This is a genomic window from Lacinutrix venerupis (assembly GCF_003663945.1).
GTDB classification, from domain to species: Bacteria; Bacteroidota; Bacteroidia; order Flavobacteriales; family Flavobacteriaceae; genus Lacinutrix; species Lacinutrix venerupis.
This window is the reverse complement of the sequence record NZ_RCCH01000003.1, coordinates 276964-298666: the sequence shown is the minus strand read 5'-3', so window position 1 is coordinate 298666 and position 21703 is coordinate 276964. Positions and strand designations below refer to the sequence as shown.

Annotated in this window: 24 protein-coding genes; 9 read left to right on the top strand and 15 right to left on the bottom strand. The window is 31.4% G+C overall.

Translation table 11 applies throughout. The annotated features are described in order from the left end of the window. Positions 1–85: 85 nt before the first annotated feature. The 3 genes from CLV86_RS06095 to CLV86_RS06085 all read left to right on the top strand — a co-directional run bounded on the left by CLV86_RS06095 (position 86) and on the right by CLV86_RS06085 (position 3083). Positions 86–1264 (top strand): acyl-CoA dehydrogenase family protein, encoded by a 1179-nt coding sequence (locus tag CLV86_RS06095; RefSeq protein WP_076731918.1) that lies wholly within the window; start codon positions 86–88, stop codon positions 1262–1264. Between the two features lie 87 nt (positions 1265–1351). Then, positions 1352–2134: a DUF3050 domain-containing protein gene (locus CLV86_RS06090; protein ID WP_121050848.1), complete on the top strand. Its 783-nt coding sequence runs from the start codon at positions 1352–1354 to the stop codon at positions 2132–2134. Positions 2135–2183: 49 nt separating this feature from the next. Beyond that, positions 2184–3083 (top strand): metallophosphoesterase family protein, encoded by a 900-nt coding sequence (locus tag CLV86_RS06085; RefSeq protein ID WP_121050845.1) that lies wholly within the window; start codon positions 2184–2186, stop codon positions 3081–3083. Here CLV86_RS06085 and CLV86_RS06080 read toward each other — a convergent pair. The 8 genes from CLV86_RS06080 to trmB form a co-directional block, all read right to left on the bottom strand. Continuing rightward, positions 3076–3417: a YegP family protein gene (locus CLV86_RS06080; RefSeq protein ID WP_121050842.1), complete on the bottom strand. Its 342-nt coding sequence runs from the start codon at positions 3415–3417 to the stop codon at positions 3076–3078. The genes CLV86_RS06085 and CLV86_RS06080 overlap by 8 nt on opposite strands. A 61-nt stretch (positions 3418–3478) precedes the next feature. Next, positions 3479–3811 carry a 2Fe-2S iron-sulfur cluster-binding family protein gene (locus CLV86_RS06075; protein WP_121050839.1) on the bottom strand — a complete coding sequence of 111 codons (333 nt, stop codon included), beginning with the start codon at positions 3809–3811 and terminating at the stop codon, positions 3479–3481. Between the two features lie 22 nt (positions 3812–3833). Then, positions 3834–4895, bottom strand: coding sequence for an NAD(P)/FAD-dependent oxidoreductase (locus CLV86_RS06070; RefSeq protein ID WP_121050836.1), 1062 nt, complete (start codon positions 4893–4895; stop codon positions 3834–3836). Between the two features lie 65 nt (positions 4896–4960). Further along, the gene (locus CLV86_RS06065; protein WP_076731912.1) at positions 4961–5203 is read right to left on the bottom strand and encodes a NifU family protein; all 243 of its coding nucleotides are present in this window, start codon (positions 5201–5203) and stop codon (positions 4961–4963) included. Between the two features lie 3 nt (positions 5204–5206). Further along, positions 5207–6343: an Mrp/NBP35 family ATP-binding protein gene (locus CLV86_RS06060; protein ID WP_076731911.1), complete on the bottom strand. Its 1137-nt coding sequence runs from the start codon at positions 6341–6343 to the stop codon at positions 5207–5209. Between the two features lie 99 nt (positions 6344–6442). Continuing rightward, positions 6443–6772, bottom strand: a complete 330-nt coding sequence (locus tag CLV86_RS06055) for an MGMT family protein (RefSeq protein ID WP_121050833.1) — start codon at positions 6770–6772, stop codon at positions 6443–6445. 4 nt (positions 6773–6776) lie between these two features. Continuing rightward, positions 6777–7406, bottom strand: coding sequence for a LysE family transporter (locus CLV86_RS06050; protein WP_121050830.1), 630 nt, complete (start codon positions 7404–7406; stop codon positions 6777–6779). Between the two features lie 3 nt (positions 7407–7409). Then, positions 7410–8084 carry a tRNA (guanosine(46)-N7)-methyltransferase TrmB gene (trmB, locus tag CLV86_RS06045; protein WP_121050827.1) on the bottom strand — a complete coding sequence of 225 codons (675 nt, stop codon included), beginning with the start codon at positions 8082–8084 and terminating at the stop codon, positions 7410–7412. A gap of 74 nt (positions 8085–8158) precedes the next feature. Between trmB and CLV86_RS06040 the strand changes: the two genes are divergently transcribed. Further along, on the top strand, positions 8159–9208 hold the full coding sequence (locus tag CLV86_RS06040) for a glycosyltransferase (protein ID WP_121050824.1): 1050 nt from the start codon (positions 8159–8161) through the stop codon (positions 9206–9208). Here CLV86_RS06040 and CLV86_RS06035 read toward each other — a convergent pair. Further along, on the bottom strand, positions 9191–10228 hold the full coding sequence (locus tag CLV86_RS06035) for a sensor histidine kinase (RefSeq protein WP_121050821.1): 1038 nt from the start codon (positions 10226–10228) through the stop codon (positions 9191–9193). The genes CLV86_RS06040 and CLV86_RS06035 overlap by 18 nt on opposite strands. 16 nt (positions 10229–10244) lie before the next feature. Continuing rightward, the gene (locus CLV86_RS06030) at positions 10245–10928 is read right to left on the bottom strand and encodes a response regulator transcription factor (RefSeq protein WP_121050819.1); all 684 of its coding nucleotides are present in this window, start codon (positions 10926–10928) and stop codon (positions 10245–10247) included. Between the two features lie 239 nt (positions 10929–11167). On the opposite strand from CLV86_RS06030, the gene CLV86_RS06025 reads away from it, so the two are divergent. The 4 genes from CLV86_RS06025 to CLV86_RS06010 all read left to right on the top strand — a co-directional run bounded on the left by CLV86_RS06025 (position 11168) and on the right by CLV86_RS06010 (position 15958). Further along, positions 11168–13465, top strand: coding sequence for a lamin tail domain-containing protein (locus CLV86_RS06025; protein ID WP_170148512.1), 2298 nt, complete (start codon positions 11168–11170; stop codon positions 13463–13465). 95 nt (positions 13466–13560) lie between these two features. Next, complete coding sequence (locus tag CLV86_RS06020) at positions 13561–14391, top strand: T9SS type A sorting domain-containing protein (protein ID WP_121050814.1); 831 nt, start codon at positions 13561–13563, stop codon at positions 14389–14391. 79 nt (positions 14392–14470) lie between these two features. Next, complete coding sequence (locus tag CLV86_RS06015) at positions 14471–15451, top strand: LuxE/PaaK family acyltransferase (RefSeq protein ID WP_121050811.1); 981 nt, start codon at positions 14471–14473, stop codon at positions 15449–15451. Between the two features lie 69 nt (positions 15452–15520). Then, positions 15521–15958, top strand: a complete 438-nt coding sequence (locus CLV86_RS06010) for a YHS domain-containing (seleno)protein (protein ID WP_346226794.1) — start codon at positions 15521–15523, stop codon at positions 15956–15958. A gap of 157 nt (positions 15959–16115) precedes the next feature. Here CLV86_RS06010 and tyrS read toward each other — a convergent pair whose 3' ends face one another. Further along, on the bottom strand, positions 16116–17426 hold the full coding sequence (gene tyrS, locus CLV86_RS06005; protein WP_121050805.1) for a tyrosine--tRNA ligase: 1311 nt from the start codon (positions 17424–17426) through the stop codon (positions 16116–16118). Between the two features lie 88 nt (positions 17427–17514). Between tyrS and CLV86_RS06000 the strand changes: the two genes are divergently transcribed. Beyond that, positions 17515–18540: an NAD-dependent epimerase/dehydratase family protein gene (locus CLV86_RS06000; RefSeq protein ID WP_121050803.1), complete on the top strand. Its 1026-nt coding sequence runs from the start codon at positions 17515–17517 to the stop codon at positions 18538–18540. Between the two features lie 29 nt (positions 18541–18569). On the opposite strand, the gene CLV86_RS05995 is transcribed toward CLV86_RS06000, so the two are convergent. The 4 genes from CLV86_RS05995 to CLV86_RS05980 all read right to left on the bottom strand — a co-directional run bounded on the left by CLV86_RS05995 (position 18570) and on the right by CLV86_RS05980 (position 21682). Then, positions 18570–19034, bottom strand: a complete 465-nt coding sequence (locus CLV86_RS05995; protein ID WP_121050800.1) for a hypothetical protein — start codon at positions 19032–19034, stop codon at positions 18570–18572. A 78-nt stretch (positions 19035–19112) separates the two neighbouring features. After that, the gene (locus tag CLV86_RS05990; RefSeq protein WP_170148511.1) at positions 19113–19556 is read right to left on the bottom strand and encodes a DUF4296 domain-containing protein; all 444 of its coding nucleotides are present in this window, start codon (positions 19554–19556) and stop codon (positions 19113–19115) included. A 52-nt stretch (positions 19557–19608) separates the two neighbouring features. After that, entirely contained in the window at positions 19609–20955 is a 1347-nt protein-coding gene (locus CLV86_RS05985; protein ID WP_121050794.1) for a dihydroorotase, read from the bottom strand. A gap of 4 nt (positions 20956–20959) precedes the next feature. Further along, positions 20960–21682: a polyprenol monophosphomannose synthase gene (locus CLV86_RS05980; RefSeq protein WP_121050791.1), complete on the bottom strand. Its 723-nt coding sequence runs from the start codon at positions 21680–21682 to the stop codon at positions 20960–20962. Positions 21683–21703: the final 21 nt, after the last annotated feature.

Below are 21703 nucleotides of genomic sequence, written 5' to 3'. Positions count from 1 at the left end.
AGCTTTTTAGTTATTTTTGATAAACTAATAAAATAACGCCTTCTATTTTGAGAATTCCTCACATTTAGAGCAATAAAACTTATATATGAAACCAGATTTATTTGAAGCTCCAGATTATTACAATCTTGATGAACTTTTAACAGATGAACATAAACTAGTACGTGATGCTGCCAGAGAATGGGTTAAGCGTGATGTTTCGCCTATTATTGAAGAAGCTGCGCAAAAAGCTGAATTTCCAAAGTCTATTATTAATGGATTAGCAGAAATTGGTGCCTTTGGACCTTACATTCCAGAAGAATATGGCGGTGCTGGTTTAGACCAGATTTCTTACGGTTTAATTATGCAAGAAATTGAGCGTGGCGACTCTGGTGTGCGTAGTACTGCTTCTGTACAAAGTTCGTTAGTAATGTATCCTATTTGGAAATATGGTAATGAGGAGCAACGTAATAAATACTTACCCAAATTAGCTAGTGGCGAATGGATTGGTAGTTTTGGTTTAACAGAGCCAGATCACGGTTCTAATCCTGGTGCCATGGTTACTAATTTTAAAGATATGGGAGATCATTATCTTTTAAATGGTGCAAAAATGTGGATTAGTAATGCACCATTTTGTAACGTAGCTGTTGTTTGGGCAAAAAATGAAGAAGGTAGAATTCATGGTCTTATTGTAGAGCGTGGTATGGAAGGTTTTACAACGCCAGAAACTCACAATAAATGGTCGTTAAGAGCAAGTGCTACTGGTGAGCTTATTTTTGATAATGTAAAAGTGCCTAAGGAAAATTTATTACCAAACAAGTCTGGTTTAGGTGCACCATTAGGTTGTTTAGACTCTGCTCGTTTTGGTATTGCTTGGGGAGCAATAGGTGCCGCAATGGATTGTTACGATACTGCTTTACGTTACAGTAAAGAGCGTATGCAATTTGGAAAACCTATTGGCCAATTCCAACTACAACAAAAAAAGTTGGCCGAGATGATTACAGAAATCACTAAAGCACAATTGTTAGCATGGCGCTTAGGTGTTATGCGCGAAAACGGTACGGCAACCTCTGCCCAAATTTCTATGGCAAAACGTAATAATGTAGAAATGGCTATAAATATTGCTAGAGAAGCTAGGCAAATGCTTGGTGGTATGGGAATTAGTGGCGAATACTCAATTATGCGACACTCTATGAACCTTGAAAGTGTAATTACTTATGAAGGCACACACGATATACATTTACTAATTACTGGTTTAGATGTTACAGGATTAAATGCCTTTAAATAATTAATAATAGCTATATTAATAAAACCAAAAATAAAAAATGCGTTTCTATATAGAAACGCATTTTTTATTTTTGCAAAAAAGAAGACTATGAGAATTGAAAACGTAAAAAACCAACTTTCTAGATTAAGAGAACAGTTAATAAACCACAAACTATATAATACCATTGAAAGTACTGAAGATTTATCGGTTTTTTTAAAATCACACGTCTTTGCCGTTTGGGATTTTATGTCCTTATTAAAAGCTTTACAGCAAAAACTAACCTGTACTACAACACCTTGGATGCCAACTGGAAATCCAGAAACTCGCTATTTAATAAACGAAATTGTTTTGGCTGAAGAGACTGATATTACTTTAAAAGGCGAACGTAAAAGTCATTTTGAAATGTACTTAGACGCCATGAAAGAAAGTAATACATCTACAAAAGATATAGATACTTTTTTGTTAGATGTAATAGAATCTAAAAATGTAATTATTGCAATTAAAAACAGTAATTTAAATACTGCCTTAAAAGCATTTTTAAATTTTACATTTAAAACAATAAACCAAAAAGAAGCTCATGAAATTGCTGCTGCTTTTACCTTTGGAAGAGAAGAATTAATACCTAATATGTTTACAGAAATTTTAAACAAGTTGCAAGCTAATTTTCCTGAAACAAAATTAAACGAGCTTATTTACTACTTTAAAAGACATATTGAATTAGATGAAGATGAGCACGGACCAATGGCTATGAAAATGATAGAAGAGCTTTGTGGTGAAGATTCTAAAAAATGGGAGGAAGTTATTGCAACAGCTAAAGAAGCTTTAACTGTACGAATAAATTTATGGAATAGTATTGAGACGGAAATAGCCTCAACAAAGGTTACAGCATAAACACTGTAAGTAAAGAATTTTATTTATTTTCGTTTAAACTACCTATTTTATGTTTTCAGCTAAAAAGAGATTAGACCGTGCTTACAAAGATGCTAAAATTGTAGACTTTGATAACTCTAGTAAAATTGTGCTTTTTAGCGATTGCCATCGTGGTGACAATAGTTTTGCAGATGATTTTGCAAATAACAGAAACATTTATTTTCATGCCTTAAAACATTATTACGCAGAAGGTTTCACCTATTGCGAATTAGGTGATGGTGACGAACTATGGGAAAACCTTTCTTTCGACTCTATATTACATGCTCATAAAAATGTTTTTCTTTTATTAAAAGAATTCCATAAGCGCAATCGTTTACATATGATTTGGGGAAACCACGATATGGTTTATAGAGATCCTAAATATGTTAAAAAACATTTATCTTCTTATTTTGATAAGGTAACAGGACAAGATGTTGAGTTATTTGGAGACATTAAATACGAAGAAGGTATTGTTTTAAAACACTGCCAAACCGGGCAAGAATTATTTTTAACACATGGTCATCAAGCCGATTGGTGGAATTTTCTATTTTGGAAATGGAGTCGCTTTATGGTTAGAGTGCTTTGGAAACCTTTAAATGTTATGGGCATTGCAGACCCAACTAGTCCTGCAAAAAATTATACAGAGCTTATAAAAATTGAAAAGCGAACAAAGAGATGGATAATAGAAAATAATAACTTAATTACTATTGTTGGCCATACACACAGACCGCGCTTTCCAGAACCTGGAGACATTGCTTATTTTAACGATGGTAGTTGTGTACACCCAAGAAGTATTACTGGTTTAGAAATTGAAAATGGCGCTATCTCTTTAATTAAATGGCAAATTTCTACTAGTGATAATGGAAATTTACAAATTGTTAGAGTACTTTTAGAAGGACCAATTGCTTTAGATAAATATAAAACTAATTAATAGCCAACGCTTCACTTTTTAACTTTGCCTTGGGTGCTAAAGCTTTCATTTCTAAAATGTTTTTTGAGACAATAGATTCTTCTAAATAAGTAGAACTTCGTCCTAAGCTTGTTTTATTATATGGTTCTAAAAGCTCAAAACACCAACTTCCACATTCTAATCTAATTTTTCTATAAGAAGACAAACAGTTACTATAATTTCTAAGATCTCTTATAGCCTGGAGACTTTGCACTTTAGAAGCGTATGCTCGACTTACAAATATAATTTCATTATTAATTTTTAGTAATACTCTAAACTCTCCACGTTTAGGTATATAAATTTCATAAACTGCCATAAATAACTAAATCTCTTACGAGAGTATTTACGTACAAAAAAGTGTTTTGGTTTTTTAGTTTTTAACTTTCTGGAGCTAATTCTACTTCTAGTCCTTCTAATTCTGGAGTAATATGAATTTGACAACCTAGTCGAGAATTATCTTTAACATAAAATGCTTCAGATAGCATCGCTTCTTCATCGTCTTGCATTTCTGGAAGTTGGGTATCACTTAACACGTAACATTGGCATGATGCACACATAGCCATACCTCCGCACACACCAATGGTACCTTCTTCGGCAAGCTCGAAAGATCGTACAACTTCCATTAAATTCATTGCCATATCTGTTGGCGCTTGAATGCTATGGGTATTGCCTTCTCGGTCTGTAATTTTTATGTTTATATCTTGTTCCAACCTTATTTTTTTATGTGGCTAATTACTCTATTTTTTTTACAACTGCCTTTGGTGCTTCTTTTCGTGTACCATCAAAACCATCTACTCCTGCTACTGTTGTATATTTCATTACGTAGCGCTTTCCTGGATTTATAATTTTATAAGCAGATTGACACATTAATGTAGCTTCGTGAAAACCACAAAGTATTAATTTTAGTTTTCCTGGATATGTATTTACATCTCCAATAGCAAATACTCCTGGAATATTGGTTTGGTAATCTAAACTATTATCTACTTTAATTGCATTTTTTTCTATTTCTAATCCCCAATTAGCTATTGGACCTAGTTTTGGAGATAAACCAAATAGTGGTATAAAGTGATCGCACTCTATTTCAAATTCTTTTTCTATATGTTCGGCTTGTTTTACAACAACTCCAGAAACTTCTTTATCACCAAGTATACCAACAACTTCGGCTGGTGTTACCAAGTTTATTTTTCCTGCGTTTTTAAGTTCTTGAACTTTTTCTACAGAATCTAAATGACCTCTAAATTCGTTACGTCTGTGAATTAAAGTTACTTCTTTTGCAACATCACTTAAAAATATACTCCAGTCCAGAGCAGAGTCTCCTCCACCAGCTATTACTACTTTTTTGTTTCTATATACTTCTGGGTCTTTTATAATGTATTCTACACCTTTATCTTCGAAACTCGTAATGTTATGAATTAATGGTTTTCTAGGTTCAAAGCTTCCTAAACCTCCTGCAATTGCCACAACTGGCGCTTGGTGTTTTGTTCCTTTATTTGTTGTTACTATAAAGCTACCGTCTTCTTGTTTTTCTATAGTATCTGCTCGTTCTCCTAAGGTAAAACCTGGTTCGAACTGCTTACATTGCTCCATTAACTTGTGCGTTAAATCGCCAGCAAGAATTTCGGGATAAGCAGGAATATCGTAAATAGGTTTTTTTGGGTATATTTCTGAACATTGTCCACCAGCTTGAGGTAATGCATCTATTAAATGGCATTTTAATTTTAATAAACCTGCTTCGAAAACTGTAAATAATCCAGTTGGACCTGCTCCAATAATTAGGATATCTGTTTTAATCATGAATTGTAAATTTCAGGTAACTAAGTTATAGCTTCTTCTATTAAATTAATGTGACAAAAGTCACACTATACTTCAATATTAATAACTTGCTCTATTTGAGGCGCGTATTTTTTTATAGTCATTTCTACACCAGATTTTAAAGTCATCTGGTTAACACTACAGCCAACACAAGCACCTAGTAATTGTACTTTTACTAACTTATTATCTTCAATAGATAATAAAGAAATATCGCCACCATCGCTCTGTAAGAAAGGACGAATTTCATCAAGCGCTTTTTCTACATTTAATCTTAGTTCTTCTGTAGTCATTTGTTATTTTTTTACTGCTGAACAACCTGCCATAGTTGTTATTTTTATTGCTTCAGTTTCAGGTAAATTTTCGTTTCTATTTACCACTTCTTGCACAACATTTTGTGTTAAAAACTCGAACGCTTTTTCTAAAGGCGTCGCTGTTTGTAAAGCTGCCGGTCTACCAACATCTCCTGCTTCACGAATACTTTGTACTAAAGGTATTTCGCCTAAAAGTGGAACCTTTAAATCTTCAGCTAAATGTTTAGCTCCTTCTTTTCCAAAGATATAGTATTTATTATCTGGCAACTCTTCTGGTGTAAAATATGCCATATTTTCAATAATTCCTAAAACAGGAACGTTTATACTATCTTGTTGAAACATTGCTACACCTTTTTTAGCATCTGCTAATGCAACATTTTGTGGTGTACTTACTACAACTGCTCCAGTAATTGGAAGCGATTGCATAATACTTAAATGAATATCTCCTGTTCCTGGTGGTAAATCGATTAAAAGAAAATCTAGTTCTCCCCAAGCAGCATCAAAAATCATTTGATTTAATGCTTTTGCTGCCATTGGTCCTCGCCATACTACGGCTTGATCTGGTTTTGTAAAGAAACCTATTGATAATATTTTTACACCGTAATTTTCTACAGGTTTCATTTTAGATTTACCATCTACAGTAACTGAGAGTGGTCTTTCGGCCTCAACATCAAACATAATTGGCATTGATGGCCCGTAAATATCGGCATCTAAAACTCCTACTTTAAAACCCATTTTTGCTAATGTTACCGCTAAATTTGCTGTAACTGTAGATTTCCCTACTCCTCCTTTTCCTGAAGCTACGGCAACTATATTTTGAATTCCTGGTATGTTTTTACCTTTAATTTCGTTTGAGCTTGCCTTAGTTGGCGCCTCTACTTTAATATTTACTTTTACTTGTGCCTTATTGTAAACTTGCTCGTGGATTGCCTTAAGTATTTCTACTTCGGTTTTTTTACGTGCTTGTAATGCAGGATTTGCAATTGTTATATCTACAATAACCTCATCTGCAAAAGTGACTACGTTTTTAACTGCTCCACTATCTACCATGTTTTGTCCCTCTCCAGGTACAGTTATGGTTTTAAGCGCATTTAATATGTCTTGTTTTGTAATTTTCATAAATCTAATTCAGAATCATTCTAAGCACAAATATACTATTTAAAGCTTGAAGAATAAAGCAGTTAGTTTGAAGATTTTCTATTACTGCATCTATAAATTTTATAGTTCCTTTGTAGGGTCCCAATAAACCTTATCTAAATGTTGAATTTGATTATCTATAACTGTAATACCTTCACTTTCTAGCAATTGCTGCATTAAGTTTGTACCTTTAAAATGCTGTTTTCCTGTTAAAAGACCTTTTTTGTTAACTACACGGTGAGCCGGAACGTTTTTAGAAACCGATCCGTTCATGGCATAACCAACCATTCTTGCACTTCTTGGTGCTCCCAAATAATTACCAATAGCTCCATAACTTGTAACTCTTCCATAAGGAATTTGTTTTGCCACTTGATACACTTTTTCAAAAAAATTAAGTGTTTCTGGTTTCATTATATTACCATTCTTTAACAATATTAATAAAAGTGATTATTGAAATTATTCCTGTTATAATTCCAATAATAAAATTCATCCCTTTTTGTGATTTTATTTTTTTACTGTTTATTCTTTCAAAAAAGAAAACGTATATATAAAGCATAACAAAAGTCCCAGTAGCAGCTCCTGCAACATAGGCTGCTATTCCTGTTGGATTTAATTTTATCCATTTAAAAGATGTAAAAGTTATAGCCATATATGCCTGATATGGTATTGGAAAAACATTTAATGCAGACAATAATAAACCTTGAAAAAAACGGCTCTTTTTACTTGTTACATTAGAGTCTACGTTAGGTTTATCTGTCTTTTTAGCAATTACTAAAAAATAAATTGTTATTAAAACGAACAATACAAAAGCTACACGTTGTAAAATATCTACAACATTTGGATGGCTACTTAAATATCTTGCAAACACTAAAGCTATTAAAGTTTGTACAATAACAACAATACAAACACCAAGAGAGAACACTAAACCTCTTGTGTGTCCATCTTTAATACTTATTTTAGCTGCAGTCATGTTTAATAATCCTGGAGGAATTACACCTACCAAAGCTACTATTAACGCAATACCAAATGTTAGTGTTATTTCCAAGTATTATTTAATTTTGAACCTAATATACGTAATTGGTTTGTTTTGCTCCAAATATATATTTTCGTAGTGTGTTTGTATACTTGTAACCTCTTCAGGACTTCCTTCTTGCTTATAAACATTATGGTTGGCATAAAGAACTTCGTGCCCTTCTCCATGGAGTAAGCCTAAAGTATAACCATGCATGAATTCGCTGTCCGTTTTCAAATTCATTACACCATCTGGTTTTAATACTTTCTTGTAACGTTTTAAAAACTCAGAATTTGTCATTCTATGTTTAGTTCTCTTATATTTTATTTGTGGATCTGGGAAAGTAATCCATATTTCATCCACTTCATTTTCTGCAAAAGCTTTATCTAAAAGCTCTATTTGGGTTCTTAAAAAAGCTACATTAGGTATATTTTCTTCAATCCCAGTTTTTGCTCCTCTCCAAAAACGAGCTCCTTTAATATCAATACCTATAAAATTTTTATTCGGATATTTTTTTGCAAGATTTACAGAGTATTCTCCTTTTCCGCATCCTAATTCTAAGACTAAAGGATTATTATTTTTAAAATGTTTTGCATTCCAATGGCCTTTCATTTCGTAATCTGAATCTACCAAATCTTCTCGTTTTGGCTGATATACGTTAGCAAACGTTTCGTTTTCGTTAAATCTTTTAAGCTTATTCTTACTTCCCACTACTTTAATTTAAATTTTTGGTAAAATTAAGGAAATATAAGCGAGTGTGATAATGATTATCTTTGTTATTTATTATGAAGAAAAAAATTCTTGTTGCACCATTAAATTGGGGAATCGGCCATGCTACTAGATGCATCCCTATTATACATTGGCTTTTAGACTGCCATTTTGAACCAATTATAGCAAGTGATGGTGATGCTTTACAACTTTTAAAAAAAGAGTTTAAAGATTTAACTTTTGAAACACTTCCTTCTTACAATATTGAATATTCAAAAAAAAGAAAAGATCTTAAATGGAAGTTAATAGCACAAACACCCAAAATGCTTAAGGCTAAAAAAGCCGAAAAAAAAATTACAGATATTTTAGTTGACAAATATAATTTATCAGGAATAATTTCGGATAATAGATTAGGAGTTAGAAGTGCTAAAATTCCTTCTGTGTTTATTACCCATCAACTTAATGTTTTAAGTGGCAACACTTCTAAAATTAGTACTAAAATTCATGAAATAATCATGAATAAATTTGATGCCATTTGGGTTCCAGACTTTAAAGACGAACCTAGTTTAAGTGGCAAACTTGGACACTTAACAAATAAAAACAATTTAAAAGTTAATTATTTAGGGCCTTTAAGCAGACTTAACAAAATTAAAACTGAAGTTTTATACGATGTTATGGTTTTATTATCTGGACCAGAACCACAACGAAGTATTTTAGAAAAGAAACTTATTGAAGATTTAACAAACTTTACTGGTAAAATACTTTTTGTAAAAGGAAAGATAAAAGGTAAACAAACATGTACACAAATTAAACAATTTACTATATATAATTACATGACTTCTCAAGAGCTTGAAAAAGCTATTAATGGTAGTAAAATTGTAATTTGTCGTTCTGGTTATACTACAGTTATGGATTTAGCTAAATTGAGTAAAAATGCTTTTTTTATTCCAACACCTGGACAGTTTGAACAAGAATATCTTGCAGAGCGTTTTAATACTTTAAAAATTGTTCCATCATGTAGGCAAGAAAATTTTAATATTGATGAATTAAAAAGAGTTATGAATTATAAGGGTTTAAATATGGAATATAAAACACCTAATACATCAAATTTATTTAGACTTTTCTAAGGTAAAAGAAAACTCACTACCAACTCCAAATTCGCTTTCAACATAAATATTCTCGTCGTGTGCTTCAATTATATGTTTAACAATAGACAAACCTAAACCAGATCCTCCAACTTTTCTAGATCCTGTTTTATCTACTCTATAAAAACGCTCAAACAATCTTGGTATATTTTCTTTTTCAATACCTTCTCCATTATCTGTCACTCTTACAATAACCTTATTTTTTATAAGGTTTTCTACACTAATTTCTGTTGTTCCTTTTTCTGTTCCATATTTAATTGAGTTTACAACTAAATTGGTAAGTACTTGCTGTATTTTTTCTTTTTCAGCTTTTACTAAAATAGGCTGAGAATATCTTTTATCTAATGTAAGTGTTATCCTTTTTTTAGCAGCCTTCATTTCTAGTAAATCGAACACACTTTCTATAAGCTCTAAAATATTAAAGGTTTCTATTTCTATTCTAACATCTCCAGCTTCTAATTTTGTAATCATATCTAAATCTCTTACAATATAAATAAGCCTTTCTACTCCTTTATTTGCACGGTCTAAATATTTTTCTCGTATTTTTTTATCGTTTGCTGCACCATCTATTAACGTTTCAATATAGCCTTGAACAGTAAATAAAGGTGTTTTTAATTCGTGAGAAACATTACCTAAAAATTCTTTTCTATATTCTTCTCTAACTTTTAAGGTTTCTATTTCTATTTTTTTATCTCTAGCATACTTATCTATTTCTTGAGTTAAAGTAGCCATATCTGTAGTAATTCTTTTTTTTCTAAAAGTTGTAGACTCTAAAAGAGTAAGGTCTGCATATATTTTTTTAACACGTTTATATATAAAATTTTGTACACGATATTGAATAACTCCAAAAGACAAACCATAACAAAACAAAGTAAACAAAAGCATATTTACCCAACTAATAGTATAAAAAACGTATAAAAAAACGCTCATTGCGAGCGTTAATACGATAGTTATATATAGTGCTGTTTTAAAAGCAAACTTATAAGTTTTCCTAATCTCCATATATTTTATCTAATGGTTACTCTACAAATTTATAACCAACACCTTTTACAGTTTTAAAAGATTTGTTTCCAATTTTCTCTCTCAGTTTTCTAATATGAACATCTATTGTTCTACCTCCAACAACAACTTCATTTCCCCAAACTTCATCAAGAATATCTTCTCTTTTAAAAACTTTACCTGGTTTTGATGCCAATAAAGATAATAATTCAAATTCTTTTCTAGGCAAAATTACCTCTTTTCCTTTTACAAAAATTTTATATTCTTCTCTATTAATTACAATATCTCCAATGGTAACAACAGGCGCACTTTCCTCTTCAGTTTTTAAACGTCTAAGTAATGCTTTTACTTTACTTACTAGCACTTTTGGCTTAATAGGTTTTGTAATATAATCGTCTGCACCAGCATCGAAACCGGCTACTTGAGAATAATCCTCTCCTCTAGCAGTTAAAAAAGTAATTAATGAATTTTTTAATTCTGGCAACTTCCTTATTTGTTCGCAAGTTTCAATCCCATCCATTTTTGGCATCATTACATCCAGAATAATAAGTTGTGGTTTTTCGCTTTTTGCTAAAGCTACACCTTCTATTCCATTACTTGCCGTAGTTACCTGATAACCTTCTTGAGATAAATTATAACCAACAATTTCTAAAATATCTGGCTCATCGTCTACTAGAAGTATTTTAATGTCTTTTTTATTCATTTTAATTTTACATTTCTATGTGGTAAAGATAAGATTAATCAAATAAGTTAACTTTAAAACAAAAATAATAACGATAAGTTAATATTAAAAATTTAAACACTTGTTACCCAAACAAAACAACACCATATAATAAGTTAAAATGTTATCTTATAGTTAAATAACCTTTTAAAGGTAAATAGAAATTAGAAATGGATGCTTTAAAATTAGTATATTTGTTTTCTAAATTTAATAAAACAATTATGAAAAAAATTTACTTTTTATTATTAACTATTTTAATGTCTTCTGTTTCTTTTGCACAAGGAACCGAAACATTTGACAACTTTGCCGAAACAGGAAGTTCTTATGCAGATGGAACTTTTACTGGAGATGATGGCTCTACATGGACTTACGTACAATCTAGAGGAGACCAAAGTATTACAGGAAAATCTTTAATGTTAGGTAGAAACAGAACACCTCAAGCAGAACTTACTTCTGGAGTAATCACTGGTGGTATTGGAACAATTAGCTTTAACTATCAACGAGCATTTAGTACAGCAGTAAACCTTAATATTCTTGTTAATGATGTTGTTGTTGGTAACGTAACTTCTTCAGATGCAAACGTATATAACTCTGGAAGCATTACAGTAAACGAACCTAATAATGCTGTTATAAAATTTATTAGTGTAAATAATAGTGATGGTCAAGTTACTATTGATGATATTACTTGGACTGGATTCTCTACAGCTTGTGGTGTAGCATTAAATGCAGCAACATACACTTGTAATACTAATACTGGTGGCGATAATAACGACTCTGTAACTATTGAAATTCCTTATACAGGATCTGATGCAGCAATAACTAGTGTAACTACAACCTCTACAGGAACTATTGGAGGAGATAATCCTGCAACTGTTGCTAATGGAGTTATTACAATAACTGGTTTATCTGAAGGTGATGCTTGGGATGTTGCTTTAGTTGGAGGTGATTGTGGTGCAATTTCTACATCTGGAACTGTTGATGCTGCATTATGTGACCCAGTACCAACTACTTGTTTTGATATAAGCAATGGTGCTGAAACTTTTGAAATTGTTACTGTTGTACCAAATACAGCTGGAGACCAATGGGAACTTAACGCTGGAACTTACAGTTTAAATGCATATTGCGGTAGCGGATGTGCAGAAGCAATTGAAGCTTGGATGGTATTTGGTCCTTTAGACATGACTGGTGTTACAGACCTAGCTTTAGCATTTGATGCTACTGAAGCTTTTGGAGTTACAGATTTAAATATTAAATATACAAGCAATTACACTGGATGTCCTTCTTCTACAACATGGACAACTGCACAAACTATTACAGATGCAGGAACATATAATATAGACTTATCTGCTGCCACTGGTACAGACGTGTTTGTAAGTATAGAATATAATGACGATGGTGCAGACGGTTACTCTGGATGGGATTTAAGCAATGTAGCTTTAAACGCTTTTGGAGCATGCCCAACATTAGGAACTAGACCAACATCTAACTGTGCAGTTTGCGATGTTATTTTACAAACTGAAACTTATACATGTGCAACTAACACTGCTGGAGATAATAACGATGGTGTTACTGTTGAAATTCCCTATACTGGAACAGATGCTACAATTACTTCTTTATCTACAACATCTACAGGAACTATAGCTGGAGATGATCCTGCAACTGTTGCAGATGGTGTTATTACAATTACTGGATTAAATGAAGGTGATGCTTGGGACTTAACTATTAACGGTGGCGATTGCGATGCTACAACTGTTTCTGGTACAATTGCTGCTTCAAACTGTGATCCAGTATTTTTAGTAATTAACGAAATAAATGCAGATCCAGACGCAACTGCAGGAGATGCAAATGGAGACGGTGTAGTAGACACATCTGATGATGAATTTATTGAAATTTATAATACAGGAGTAACACCTATAGATTTAAGCGATTATACTATTGCCGATGGAGCATCAGACAGACACGTATTCCCTACAGGTACAATTTTAGCACCAAGCAGCTTTATAGTTGTATTTGGAGGTGGAACACCAACAGGAATCCAATCTACTGCTCAAGTAGCTTCTACAGGTGGTTTAGGACTTAACAATGGTGGAGATACTATTACAATTACTAATAATAACGGTGTTGATGTATTAGTAGAAGTTTATACTGCAGCAGGAAACAACCAATCTATTGGTAGAAGTCCAGACTTTACTGGTGCTTTTATAGACCATAGTACAATTTCTGCTAATCCTGTTTTATTTTCACCTGGTGTAAATAACGACGGTACTTTATCTGTAGATACTTTTAATAATGCCAACTTCTCAATCTATCCAAATCCTACAAACACAGGATTTGTAAACATTACAACAACTTCTAACGAAGCTATTACTGTAACTGTTTTCGATATTTTAGGTAAACAAGTATTATCTCAAAACGTAAACAATAGTACTTTAAACGTTTCTAGTTTAAACACTGGAGTTTACATTTTAAAATTAAACCAAAATGGTGCAACAATGACTAAGAAATTAGTTATTAAATAACACTCAATATTAACTTATTGTTAAAAGGCTGATAATTATTTATTGGCCTTTTTTTTTTTAATTACTTTTATCCCTCAAATTTAAAACAACACAATATGAAAAAAATTTACTTTTTATTATTTACAATTTCACTAAGTCTTTCTTACGGACAAGACCTTGTTCTTACAGGTATTTATGATGGCCCATTATCAGGAGGCACACCAAAAGGAGTAGAACTTTATGCTATAGCAGACATTCCTGATTTAAGTATCTATGGTATAGGTAGCGCTAATAATGGTGGCGGAACAGATGGTGAAGAGTTTACTTTTCCAAATGATGTAATTGCCGCTGGAACATACATTTATGTTGCTTCTGAAAGCACACAATTCACTAACTTTTTTGGTTTTGCACCTAATTATACATCTAGCGCTATGGGAATTAACGGAGATGATGCTGTAGAATTATTTGCAAATGGATCTGTGATCGATACTTTTGGTGATATTAATACTGATGGTAGTGGAGAAGCTTGGGATTATTTAGATGGTTGGGCTTACAGAGATAACAACACTGGACCTGATGGAACAACTTTTTCTACCTCTAGCTGGACATATAGTGGCATAAATGTATTTGATGGTACTTCAACAAATGCTTCAGCAACTCCTGCAATGCCAATTGGAACTTATACTAACAACACTCTTTCAACTCAAGACGTTGAAAAAGCAACTTTTTCTATGTTTCCAAACCCAACAACTAATGGTTTTGTAAACATTAAAACAAGTAACAACGAAACAACACAAGTTGCTGTTTACGATATTTTAGGAAAGCAAGTTATTAATACTACTTTATCTGCAGAGCGTTTAAACGTATCTTCTCTTAAAGCTGGTGTTTACGCTGTAAGATTATCTCAAGGTAACACAATAACAACAAAAAAATTAGTAATTAAATAATTACAGTTTTTATACTTTTTAAAAGAGCGTTACCAATGGTAACGCTCTTTTTATTTACTTTTGTTTTTCAATTTGAATAATGATAGACGCAAACCAAATTTTTAATATTAAAACCAAAGCTCAGTTTAACACTTTAGCTTTGCAAGTGTTTAAATTTCAGTTTGAAAATAATCCTGTTTATCGTTCGTTTTGTGATTTATTATACAAAAACCCAAGCGATATAAAAACAGTTGAAGAGATTCCGTTTCTTCCTATTCAATTTTTTAAATCGCATCAAGTAATAAGTTCCCAAAAAACTATAAAAAAAACATTTAGCAGTAGCGGAACCACTGGAAGCGTAACTAGTAAGCATTACATTACAGATTTAAAGGTTTACGAGGATAGTTTTAACAAAGCATTTGAAACCTTTTATGGTCCTATAGAAAACTATGTTGTACTAGCATTACTACCTAGTTATTTAGAGCGCGAAGGTTCTTCTTTAATTTACATGGTAGACAGCTTAATTAAAGACTCTAAACATACCGAAAGTGGTTTTTACTTAGATAATCTTTCTGCTTTAAGTACAACCTTAAAACGCTTAGATGCAGCAGGCAAAAAGGTACTACTTATTGGTGTATCGTTTGCTTTATTAGATTTAATTGAAAGCAATACATTTAACCTCAACAATACCATAATTATGGAAACCGGAGGTATGAAGGGCAGAAGAAAAGAACTTATTAGAGAGGAGTTGCATAGCATTTTAAAACAAGGCTTTGGTGTAAACGCAATACATAGTGAATACGGTATGACCGAGCTTTTAAGCCAAGCTTATTCTAAAGGGCATGGTGTTTTTAATTGTCCTAATTGGATGCGAATTATTACTCGCGATACAGAAGATGCATTAACCATACAAAAAACTGGAAAGACAGGAGGTGTTAATGTTATAGATTTAGCAAATATTAATTCTTGTTCTTTTATTGCTACTCAAGATTTAGGACGTGTAAATACTAATGGTAGTTTTGAAATTATTGGACGATTTGATTCTAGCGATATTAGAGGCTGTAACCTTATGGTTTTATAATAGATAACTTTAACAAAACCACACTTGTAAAGTTCTCGTATATATTTCGACAAACAGATTATGAAATATATGCTTTACCTTTTTTTATTTGGAATAATAACAGCACAGGCTCAAACCGATTACAATACTAAAAACGGTTTTGTTGCTGAAGGTTACGACGTTGTTTCTTATTTTAATAACAATCCAAAAGAAGGTAGCAATAGTTATACTATTAACTACGACGGCGCACAATTTAAATTTGAATCTCAAACCCATTTAGACGCTTTTAAAGCAAACCCAGATAAATACATTCCGCAATATGGTGGTTACTGTGCTTATGCTATTGCAGAAAAAGGAGAGAAAGTATCAATAGATCCAGAAACCTTTGAAATTAGGGATGGTAAACTTTATTTATTCTACAATTCGGCATTAATTAACACCTTAAAAAAGTGGCAAAAAAAAGATGTGAAAGGTTTAATAAAAAAAGCCGACCAAAGTTGGAGAACTATTGGTTATAAAAAAGATTAATAGTTATGAAAAAGAGAAATTAGTTTTAGTTGGTTGACTAATTTTTAGGAGTCCGTTTGCAGCTTTGCAATCGGGCTTCTTTTATTTTAAGTGTTATAAAAAAACCTCATTACTAGATAGGTAATGAGGTTTTAACTTTTTAATTAAATAATTGCAACTATACTACTTTAATAATATAAGTGTTTTTCTTTCCTTTATTTAACACTACATACTTGCCATTAATTAAATCTTTACTAGTAATTAAATAATCATCTTTTACTTTTTCTTTATTTACAGAAATTGAATTTTCTTTTAGTGCACGTCTTGCTTCACCATTACTTGCTAAAAAATTAGTTTTAGCTGCTAATGCAGCAATCATATCTAATCCTTCTTCTAAATCTGCTTTAGATACTTCGGCTTGAGAGACACCTTCAAAAACATCTAAAAACAGGTTTTCGTTTAATGTTCTAATATCTTCGTTAAAAGTTTTACTAAATAATATTCCAGAAGCTTTTTCAGCATTTAAAAAATCGTTTTCAGAGTGTACAAATATAGTTACCTCTTTTGCTAAACGTTTTTGCAATAAACGTAAGTGTGGTGTTTCTTTATGTTCTTTTATTAATTCTTCAATTTCATTTTTTGATAAAAAAGTAAAGATTTTTATATACTTTTCGGCATCAACATCTGTAGTGTTTAACCAAAATTGGTAAAATTTATAAACCGATGTTTTGTCTTTATCTAACCAAATGTTTCCTCCTTCACTTTTTCCAAATTTAGAGCCATCTGCTTTAGTTATTAATGGACACGTCATTGCATATGCTTTTGCTTGGTCTTCACCTTCATGCATACGTCTTACAAGTTCTGTTCCTGTAGTAATGTTTCCCCATTGGTCGCTACCTCCCATTTGTAATTTACAATCCATGGTTTTGTATAAATGGTGAAAATCGTAACCTTGAATTAACTGGTATGTAAACTCTGTAAAGCTCATACCAACACTTCCTTCTTCTCCAGAAAAACGTTTTTTAACTGAGTCTTTAGCCATCATATAATTTACTGTAATACGTTTTCCAACATCACGTGCAAAATCTATAAAACTAAAATCTTTCATCCAGTCGTAGTTATTAACTAAAACTGGTGCATTTTTATTAGAAGATTCAAAGTCTAAAAAACGAGATAAAACACTTTTTATTCCTGCAACATTGTGAGCTAATGCAACTTCATCTAATAAGTTACGTTCGTCACTTTTTCCAGAAGGATCTCCAATCATTCCAGTTGCACCTCCTACTAAAGCCACAGGCTTATGTCCTGCTTTTTCTAAGTGTACTAATAAAATAATTGGCACTAAACTACCAATATGTAGAGAGTCGCTTGTAGGATCGAAACCAATATATGCAGTGGTCATTTCCTTATTTAATTGCTCTTCTGTTCCTGGCATGATGTCGTGCAACATACCTCTCCAACGTAATTCTTCTACAAATGTATTAGCCATTTTTTATTTAATTATAAATATTAAGTCGCAAAGATAAAAATAGCTATATAATTAACTTACAATATTGAATATTTATTACCTTCGAAGTATGATTTTAGTTACTGGAGGAACTGGTTTTGTAGGCGCACATTTGCTTTTTAAATTGTTAAATGAAAAGCATAGTGTTCGTGCTATTTATAGAAATGAAAAAAAGTTTGAAACTGTAAAACGTATTTTTTCTTATTATTCTAATAATGTTGAAGCTCTTTTTAATAGTATAGATTGGGTAAAGGCAGATTTAAACGACATTCCTTTATTAACCGATGCGTTTAAAGATATTACACATGTTTACCATTGCGCAGCCTTTGTATCGTTTGAGCCAGATAAATTTAATTTACTTAAAAAAACAAATATTGAAGGTACCGCAAATGTTGTAAACTTATGCATAGCAAATAGTATAAAAAAATTATGTTATATAAGTTCTATTGCTGCTATTGGTGAAGCTAAACCTAATGAGATTATTAACGAAGATACAGAATGGAATCCAGAAGCAGACAATAGTGTTTATGCTATAACAAAATATGGCGCAGAACTAGAAGTTTGGCGTGGTACACAAGAAGGTGTAGATGCTGTAATTGTAAATCCTGGTGTTATTATTGGTCCTGGAATTTGGAAATATGGCAGTGGCTCTATTATTAAAACTATACATAAAGATTTAAAATATTACACAAAAGGCAGTGTAGGTTATGTTGCTGTAAACGATGTGGTAAATGCTATTTTTTTATTAATGCAAAGCAAAGTTAAAAATGAACGTTTTATTTTAGTCTCTAACAACTGGAGTTATAAAAAATTCTTGACTATTTGTGCTAATGCTTTAAATGTTAAACCTCCTAAAAAGGAAGCTAAAAAGTGGCTGCTACAAATGGGTTGGAGATTAGATTGGTTAAAACATAAACTTACTGGCAAACGAAGAGTGCTCACTAAACAACTGGCAGATTCTTTACTTTCGGACTCCAAGTTTAATGGTAATAAAATTAAAGAAGTTGTGGACTTTGAGTATTCTAATTTGGAAGCTGAAATAGAAAGGACTTGTGAGTTGTATTTGAAAGATAAAAGCCTCAAAAACTTAAATTAAGTTTTGAGGCTAAATTGGTTATCAAGTTTCTAATCTTTTGGGCTTAAAGTATCAGATTTAATCTTTATTCTGTTTTTTCCACTAAAACTACTATCCATTTTTTTCATAAACACTTCTAATTCTTCAAAAGAATCAATTTTTAAAAGTTTACTTTCATCTGCATTGCGATCAAGTTCAAAAACCCAACCATTACTTACCCTATCCAGTTTTAACATATGTAAAAATTCTTTTTTACTATAACTATTTAATAGAAAAGAATCTAAACGTCTTTTTATTAATTTTGAATCCATTTCTTTTTCTATAGATAAGGACATTTCATAGAGAATAGAGTCGTTATTTTTAATACTATTAAATTCATTCTTATTAAAATGAATATAATCCTTAATGTTTTTAATAGACTCTCTTTTACTTTTTGCACTAGAAAAGGGCAGATGTGTTACGCAAGAAAATGCAAACCAAAAAGTTATAAATATAAAAAGAGATTTAATTTTCATTTAATTTGTGTTTAATTTACATATTGACAACAGCTATAATTAGATAGAAAAAACATGTGAAGTTTATTTAAATAAAAATTAATCTGTAATTTTTTTAGGTATTAATTTAGTATCGTTTAAAGACTTTAATTGCTTATTATTTAAGTTCTTTCCTTTTTCTATTTTAGCTTTAGCATTTTTAATAGAATCTTTAATCTTTTTTTCTGCTTTTTCTTTTTCAAGAATTTCTTTATAGCCTTCTCTTATTGTTGTTAAACTATCTTTTACACGATTATAAATAATATCGTATTTCTTTATATCGTATGCATAATAGGCATTGCTCTCTGCAAATGTTAGACTATCGGTATTATTTTTATCATAAATATATTGGTCTGGAACAATGCCATTTTTTTCAATTTTACTCTTATTTACTCCTTTTGCTGAAGACATAATTGCCATATCTACCAAGATATTAACCATATTATCTTCTGTGATAAGGTTTTTTGGTTTTTCGGGTTTTTCAACATTAAAACAAGAGCTCAATGTTAAAAATACTAGCAAAAATAACAAGTGATTTATTTTCATAACCGTTATTTTACCTATTAAAAGTTAGTTGTTTTGCATATTTAGCATCGTAAAACTTAAAATTTTTATATGCTAAACCTCCATTTACAAAGGTATGTGTTATACGAGATTTAAATGTTGTACCTTCAAAAGGAGACCAACCACATTTATATAAAATATTGTCTTTTTTAACTGTCCAAGGATTGTTTAAATCTACTACTACTAAATCTGCATAATAGCCTTCTTTTACATAGCCACGTTTTTCAACTTCAAATAAAATAGCAGGATTATGAGCCGTTTTTTCTACAATCTTTTCTATAGAAATTTGACCACGATGGTGCATTTCTAACAAAGCAGGTAAAGCGTGTTGTACTAATGGTCCTCCAGAAGGTGCTTTTGTGTACACATTATTTTTTTCTTCAATAGTGTGTGGTGCATGGTCTGTTGCTATTACATCTATTCTGTCGTCTAACAATGCTTTTAATAATTGTTCTTTATCTTTTTCTGTTTTTACCGCTGGATTCCATTTTATTAAAGTGCCTTTTTCATCGTAATCTTTATCGCTAAACCATAAATGGTGGATACAAACTTCGGCAGTAATTTTTTTATCTTTTAAAGGTATTTTATTTGTAAAAAGAGCCGTTTCTTTTCCTGTTGAAAGATGAAAAACGTGTAATCTTGCTCCTGTTTTTTTAGCCAGTTCGATAGCTTTAGAAGATGATAAATAACAAGCTTCTTCGCTCCTAATAATTGGATGCAAATTTACTGGTATATCGTCACCGTAACGTTCTTTATAAATCTCGGTATTAGCTTTAATTGTTGCTTCGTCTTCACAGTGTACAGAGATTAACAAATCTGTGCTAGAAAATATTTTTTCTATTACTTCTGGATTATCTACTAACATATTTCCTGTAGAAGAACCTAAAAATAATTTTAGTCCTGCAACTTGCTTAGGGTCTACTTTTAGAATTTCGTCTAAATTATCATTTGTGCCACCAAACATAAAAGAATAGTTAGCATAAGCTGTTTCTTTTGCTATAGCGAATTTATCGTTAAGTTTCTCTATAGTTGTGGTTTGCGGATTGGTATTTGGCATTTCTATAAACGAAGTAATACCACCTGCAATGGCTGCACGAGACTCTGTTTCTATATTTGCTTTATGTGTTAAACCTGGTTCTCTAAAATGAACTTGATCGTCTATCATTCCTGGAAGTACATATTTACCTTCTGCATCAAACACATTCACATCTGCCGACTTAGCACTTATAGAGGTATCTATTTGGGTAATAAACTCACCTTCTATTAGTATATCTCCATTAAAAATGGTGCCTTCGTTTACAATCTTGGCGTTTTTAATAAGTGTTATTTTATTGCTCATTTTATTATTTATTGAATAAACTTTTTAACTTCATTGATATTACTCCAAATATGGCCTCTGAAATAATACCGGTACTTAATTTAGACTGCCCTTTTGTTCTATCTGTAAAAATAACTGGTACTTCAACAATTTTAAAATGCTTTAAATAGGCTTTAAATTTCATTTCAATTTGAAATGCATAACCTATAAATTTAATATCGTCTAAATTTATATTTTTTAACACTTCTCTTTGGTAACATATAAATCCAGCGGTGCTATCTTTAATTCGCATTCCTGTAATTAGTCTAACATACATTGATGCTCCATAAGATAAGATAATTCTACTTAAAGGCCAGTTTACAACATTAACTCCTTTTACATATCGTGAACCAATGCTTATATCTGCTCCGTTAATATAACAAGCGTTGTACAACCTTATTAAATCCTTTGGGTTATGAGAGAAATCGGCATCCATTTCAAAAATGTATTGATAGTCTCTTTGTAAACACCATTTAAAACCATGAATATATGCAGTACCTAAACCAGATTTTTTATTTCTAACCTCTAAGAATAAAGAATTAGAATATTTTTGCTGGAGTTCCTTTACTTTTTTAGCTGTGCCATCTGGAGAATTATCGTCTACAACCAAAACATGAAATGCTTTTTCTTGCTTAAACACAGCCTCTATAATAGATTCTATATTTTCAATTTCATTATAAGTTGGTATAATTACAACAGCGTCTTGCATTTCCTGCTTTTAATTTGAGAC

Excerpts from the sequence above, each read along its gene's own strand:
- CLV86_RS06095 (WP_076731918.1), top strand. The coding sequence starts at position 86 with ATGAAACCAGATTTATTTGAAGCTCCAGATTATTACAATCTTGATGAA.
- CLV86_RS06090 (WP_121050848.1), top strand. The coding sequence starts at position 1,352 with ATGAGAATTGAAAACGTAAAAAACCAACTTTCTAGATTAAGAGAACAG.
- CLV86_RS06085 (WP_121050845.1), top strand. The coding sequence starts at position 2,184 with ATGTTTTCAGCTAAAAAGAGATTAGACCGTGCTTACAAAGATGCTAAA.
- CLV86_RS06080 (WP_121050842.1), bottom strand. The coding sequence starts at position 3,417 with ATGGCAGTTTATGAAATTTATATACCTAAACGTGGAGAGTTTAGAGTA.
- CLV86_RS06070 (WP_121050836.1), bottom strand. The coding sequence starts at position 4,895 with ATGATTAAAACAGATATCCTAATTATTGGAGCAGGTCCAACTGGATTA.
- CLV86_RS06065 (WP_076731912.1), bottom strand. The coding sequence starts at position 5,203 with ATGACTACAGAAGAACTAAGATTAAATGTAGAAAAAGCGCTTGATGAA.
- CLV86_RS06060 (WP_076731911.1), bottom strand. The coding sequence starts at position 6,343 with ATGAAAATTACAAAACAAGACATATTAAATGCGCTTAAAACCATAACT.
- CLV86_RS06055 (WP_121050833.1), bottom strand. The coding sequence starts at position 6,772 with ATGAAACCAGAAACACTTAATTTTTTTGAAAAAGTGTATCAAGTGGCA.
- CLV86_RS06040 (WP_121050824.1), top strand. The coding sequence starts at position 8,159 with ATGAAGAAAAAAATTCTTGTTGCACCATTAAATTGGGGAATCGGCCAT.
- CLV86_RS06035 (WP_121050821.1), bottom strand. The coding sequence starts at position 10,228 with ATGGAGATTAGGAAAACTTATAAGTTTGCTTTTAAAACAGCACTATAT.
- CLV86_RS06030 (WP_121050819.1), bottom strand. The coding sequence starts at position 10,928 with ATGAATAAAAAAGACATTAAAATACTTCTAGTAGACGATGAGCCAGAT.
- CLV86_RS06025 (WP_170148512.1), top strand. The coding sequence starts at position 11,168 with ATGAAAAAAATTTACTTTTTATTATTAACTATTTTAATGTCTTCTGTT.
- CLV86_RS06020 (WP_121050814.1), top strand. The coding sequence starts at position 13,561 with ATGAAAAAAATTTACTTTTTATTATTTACAATTTCACTAAGTCTTTCT.
- CLV86_RS06015 (WP_121050811.1), top strand. The coding sequence starts at position 14,471 with ATGATAGACGCAAACCAAATTTTTAATATTAAAACCAAAGCTCAGTTT.
- CLV86_RS06010 (WP_346226794.1), top strand. The coding sequence starts at position 15,521 with ATGCTTTACCTTTTTTTATTTGGAATAATAACAGCACAGGCTCAAACC.
- tyrS (WP_121050805.1), bottom strand. The coding sequence starts at position 17,426 with ATGGCTAATACATTTGTAGAAGAATTACGTTGGAGAGGTATGTTGCAC.
- CLV86_RS06000 (WP_121050803.1), top strand. The coding sequence starts at position 17,515 with ATGATTTTAGTTACTGGAGGAACTGGTTTTGTAGGCGCACATTTGCTT.
- CLV86_RS05995 (WP_121050800.1), bottom strand. The coding sequence starts at position 19,034 with ATGAAAATTAAATCTCTTTTTATATTTATAACTTTTTGGTTTGCATTT.
- CLV86_RS05985 (WP_121050794.1), bottom strand. The coding sequence starts at position 20,955 with ATGAGCAATAAAATAACACTTATTAAAAACGCCAAGATTGTAAACGAA.
- CLV86_RS05980 (WP_121050791.1), bottom strand. The coding sequence starts at position 21,682 with ATGCAAGACGCTGTTGTAATTATACCAACTTATAATGAAATTGAAAAT.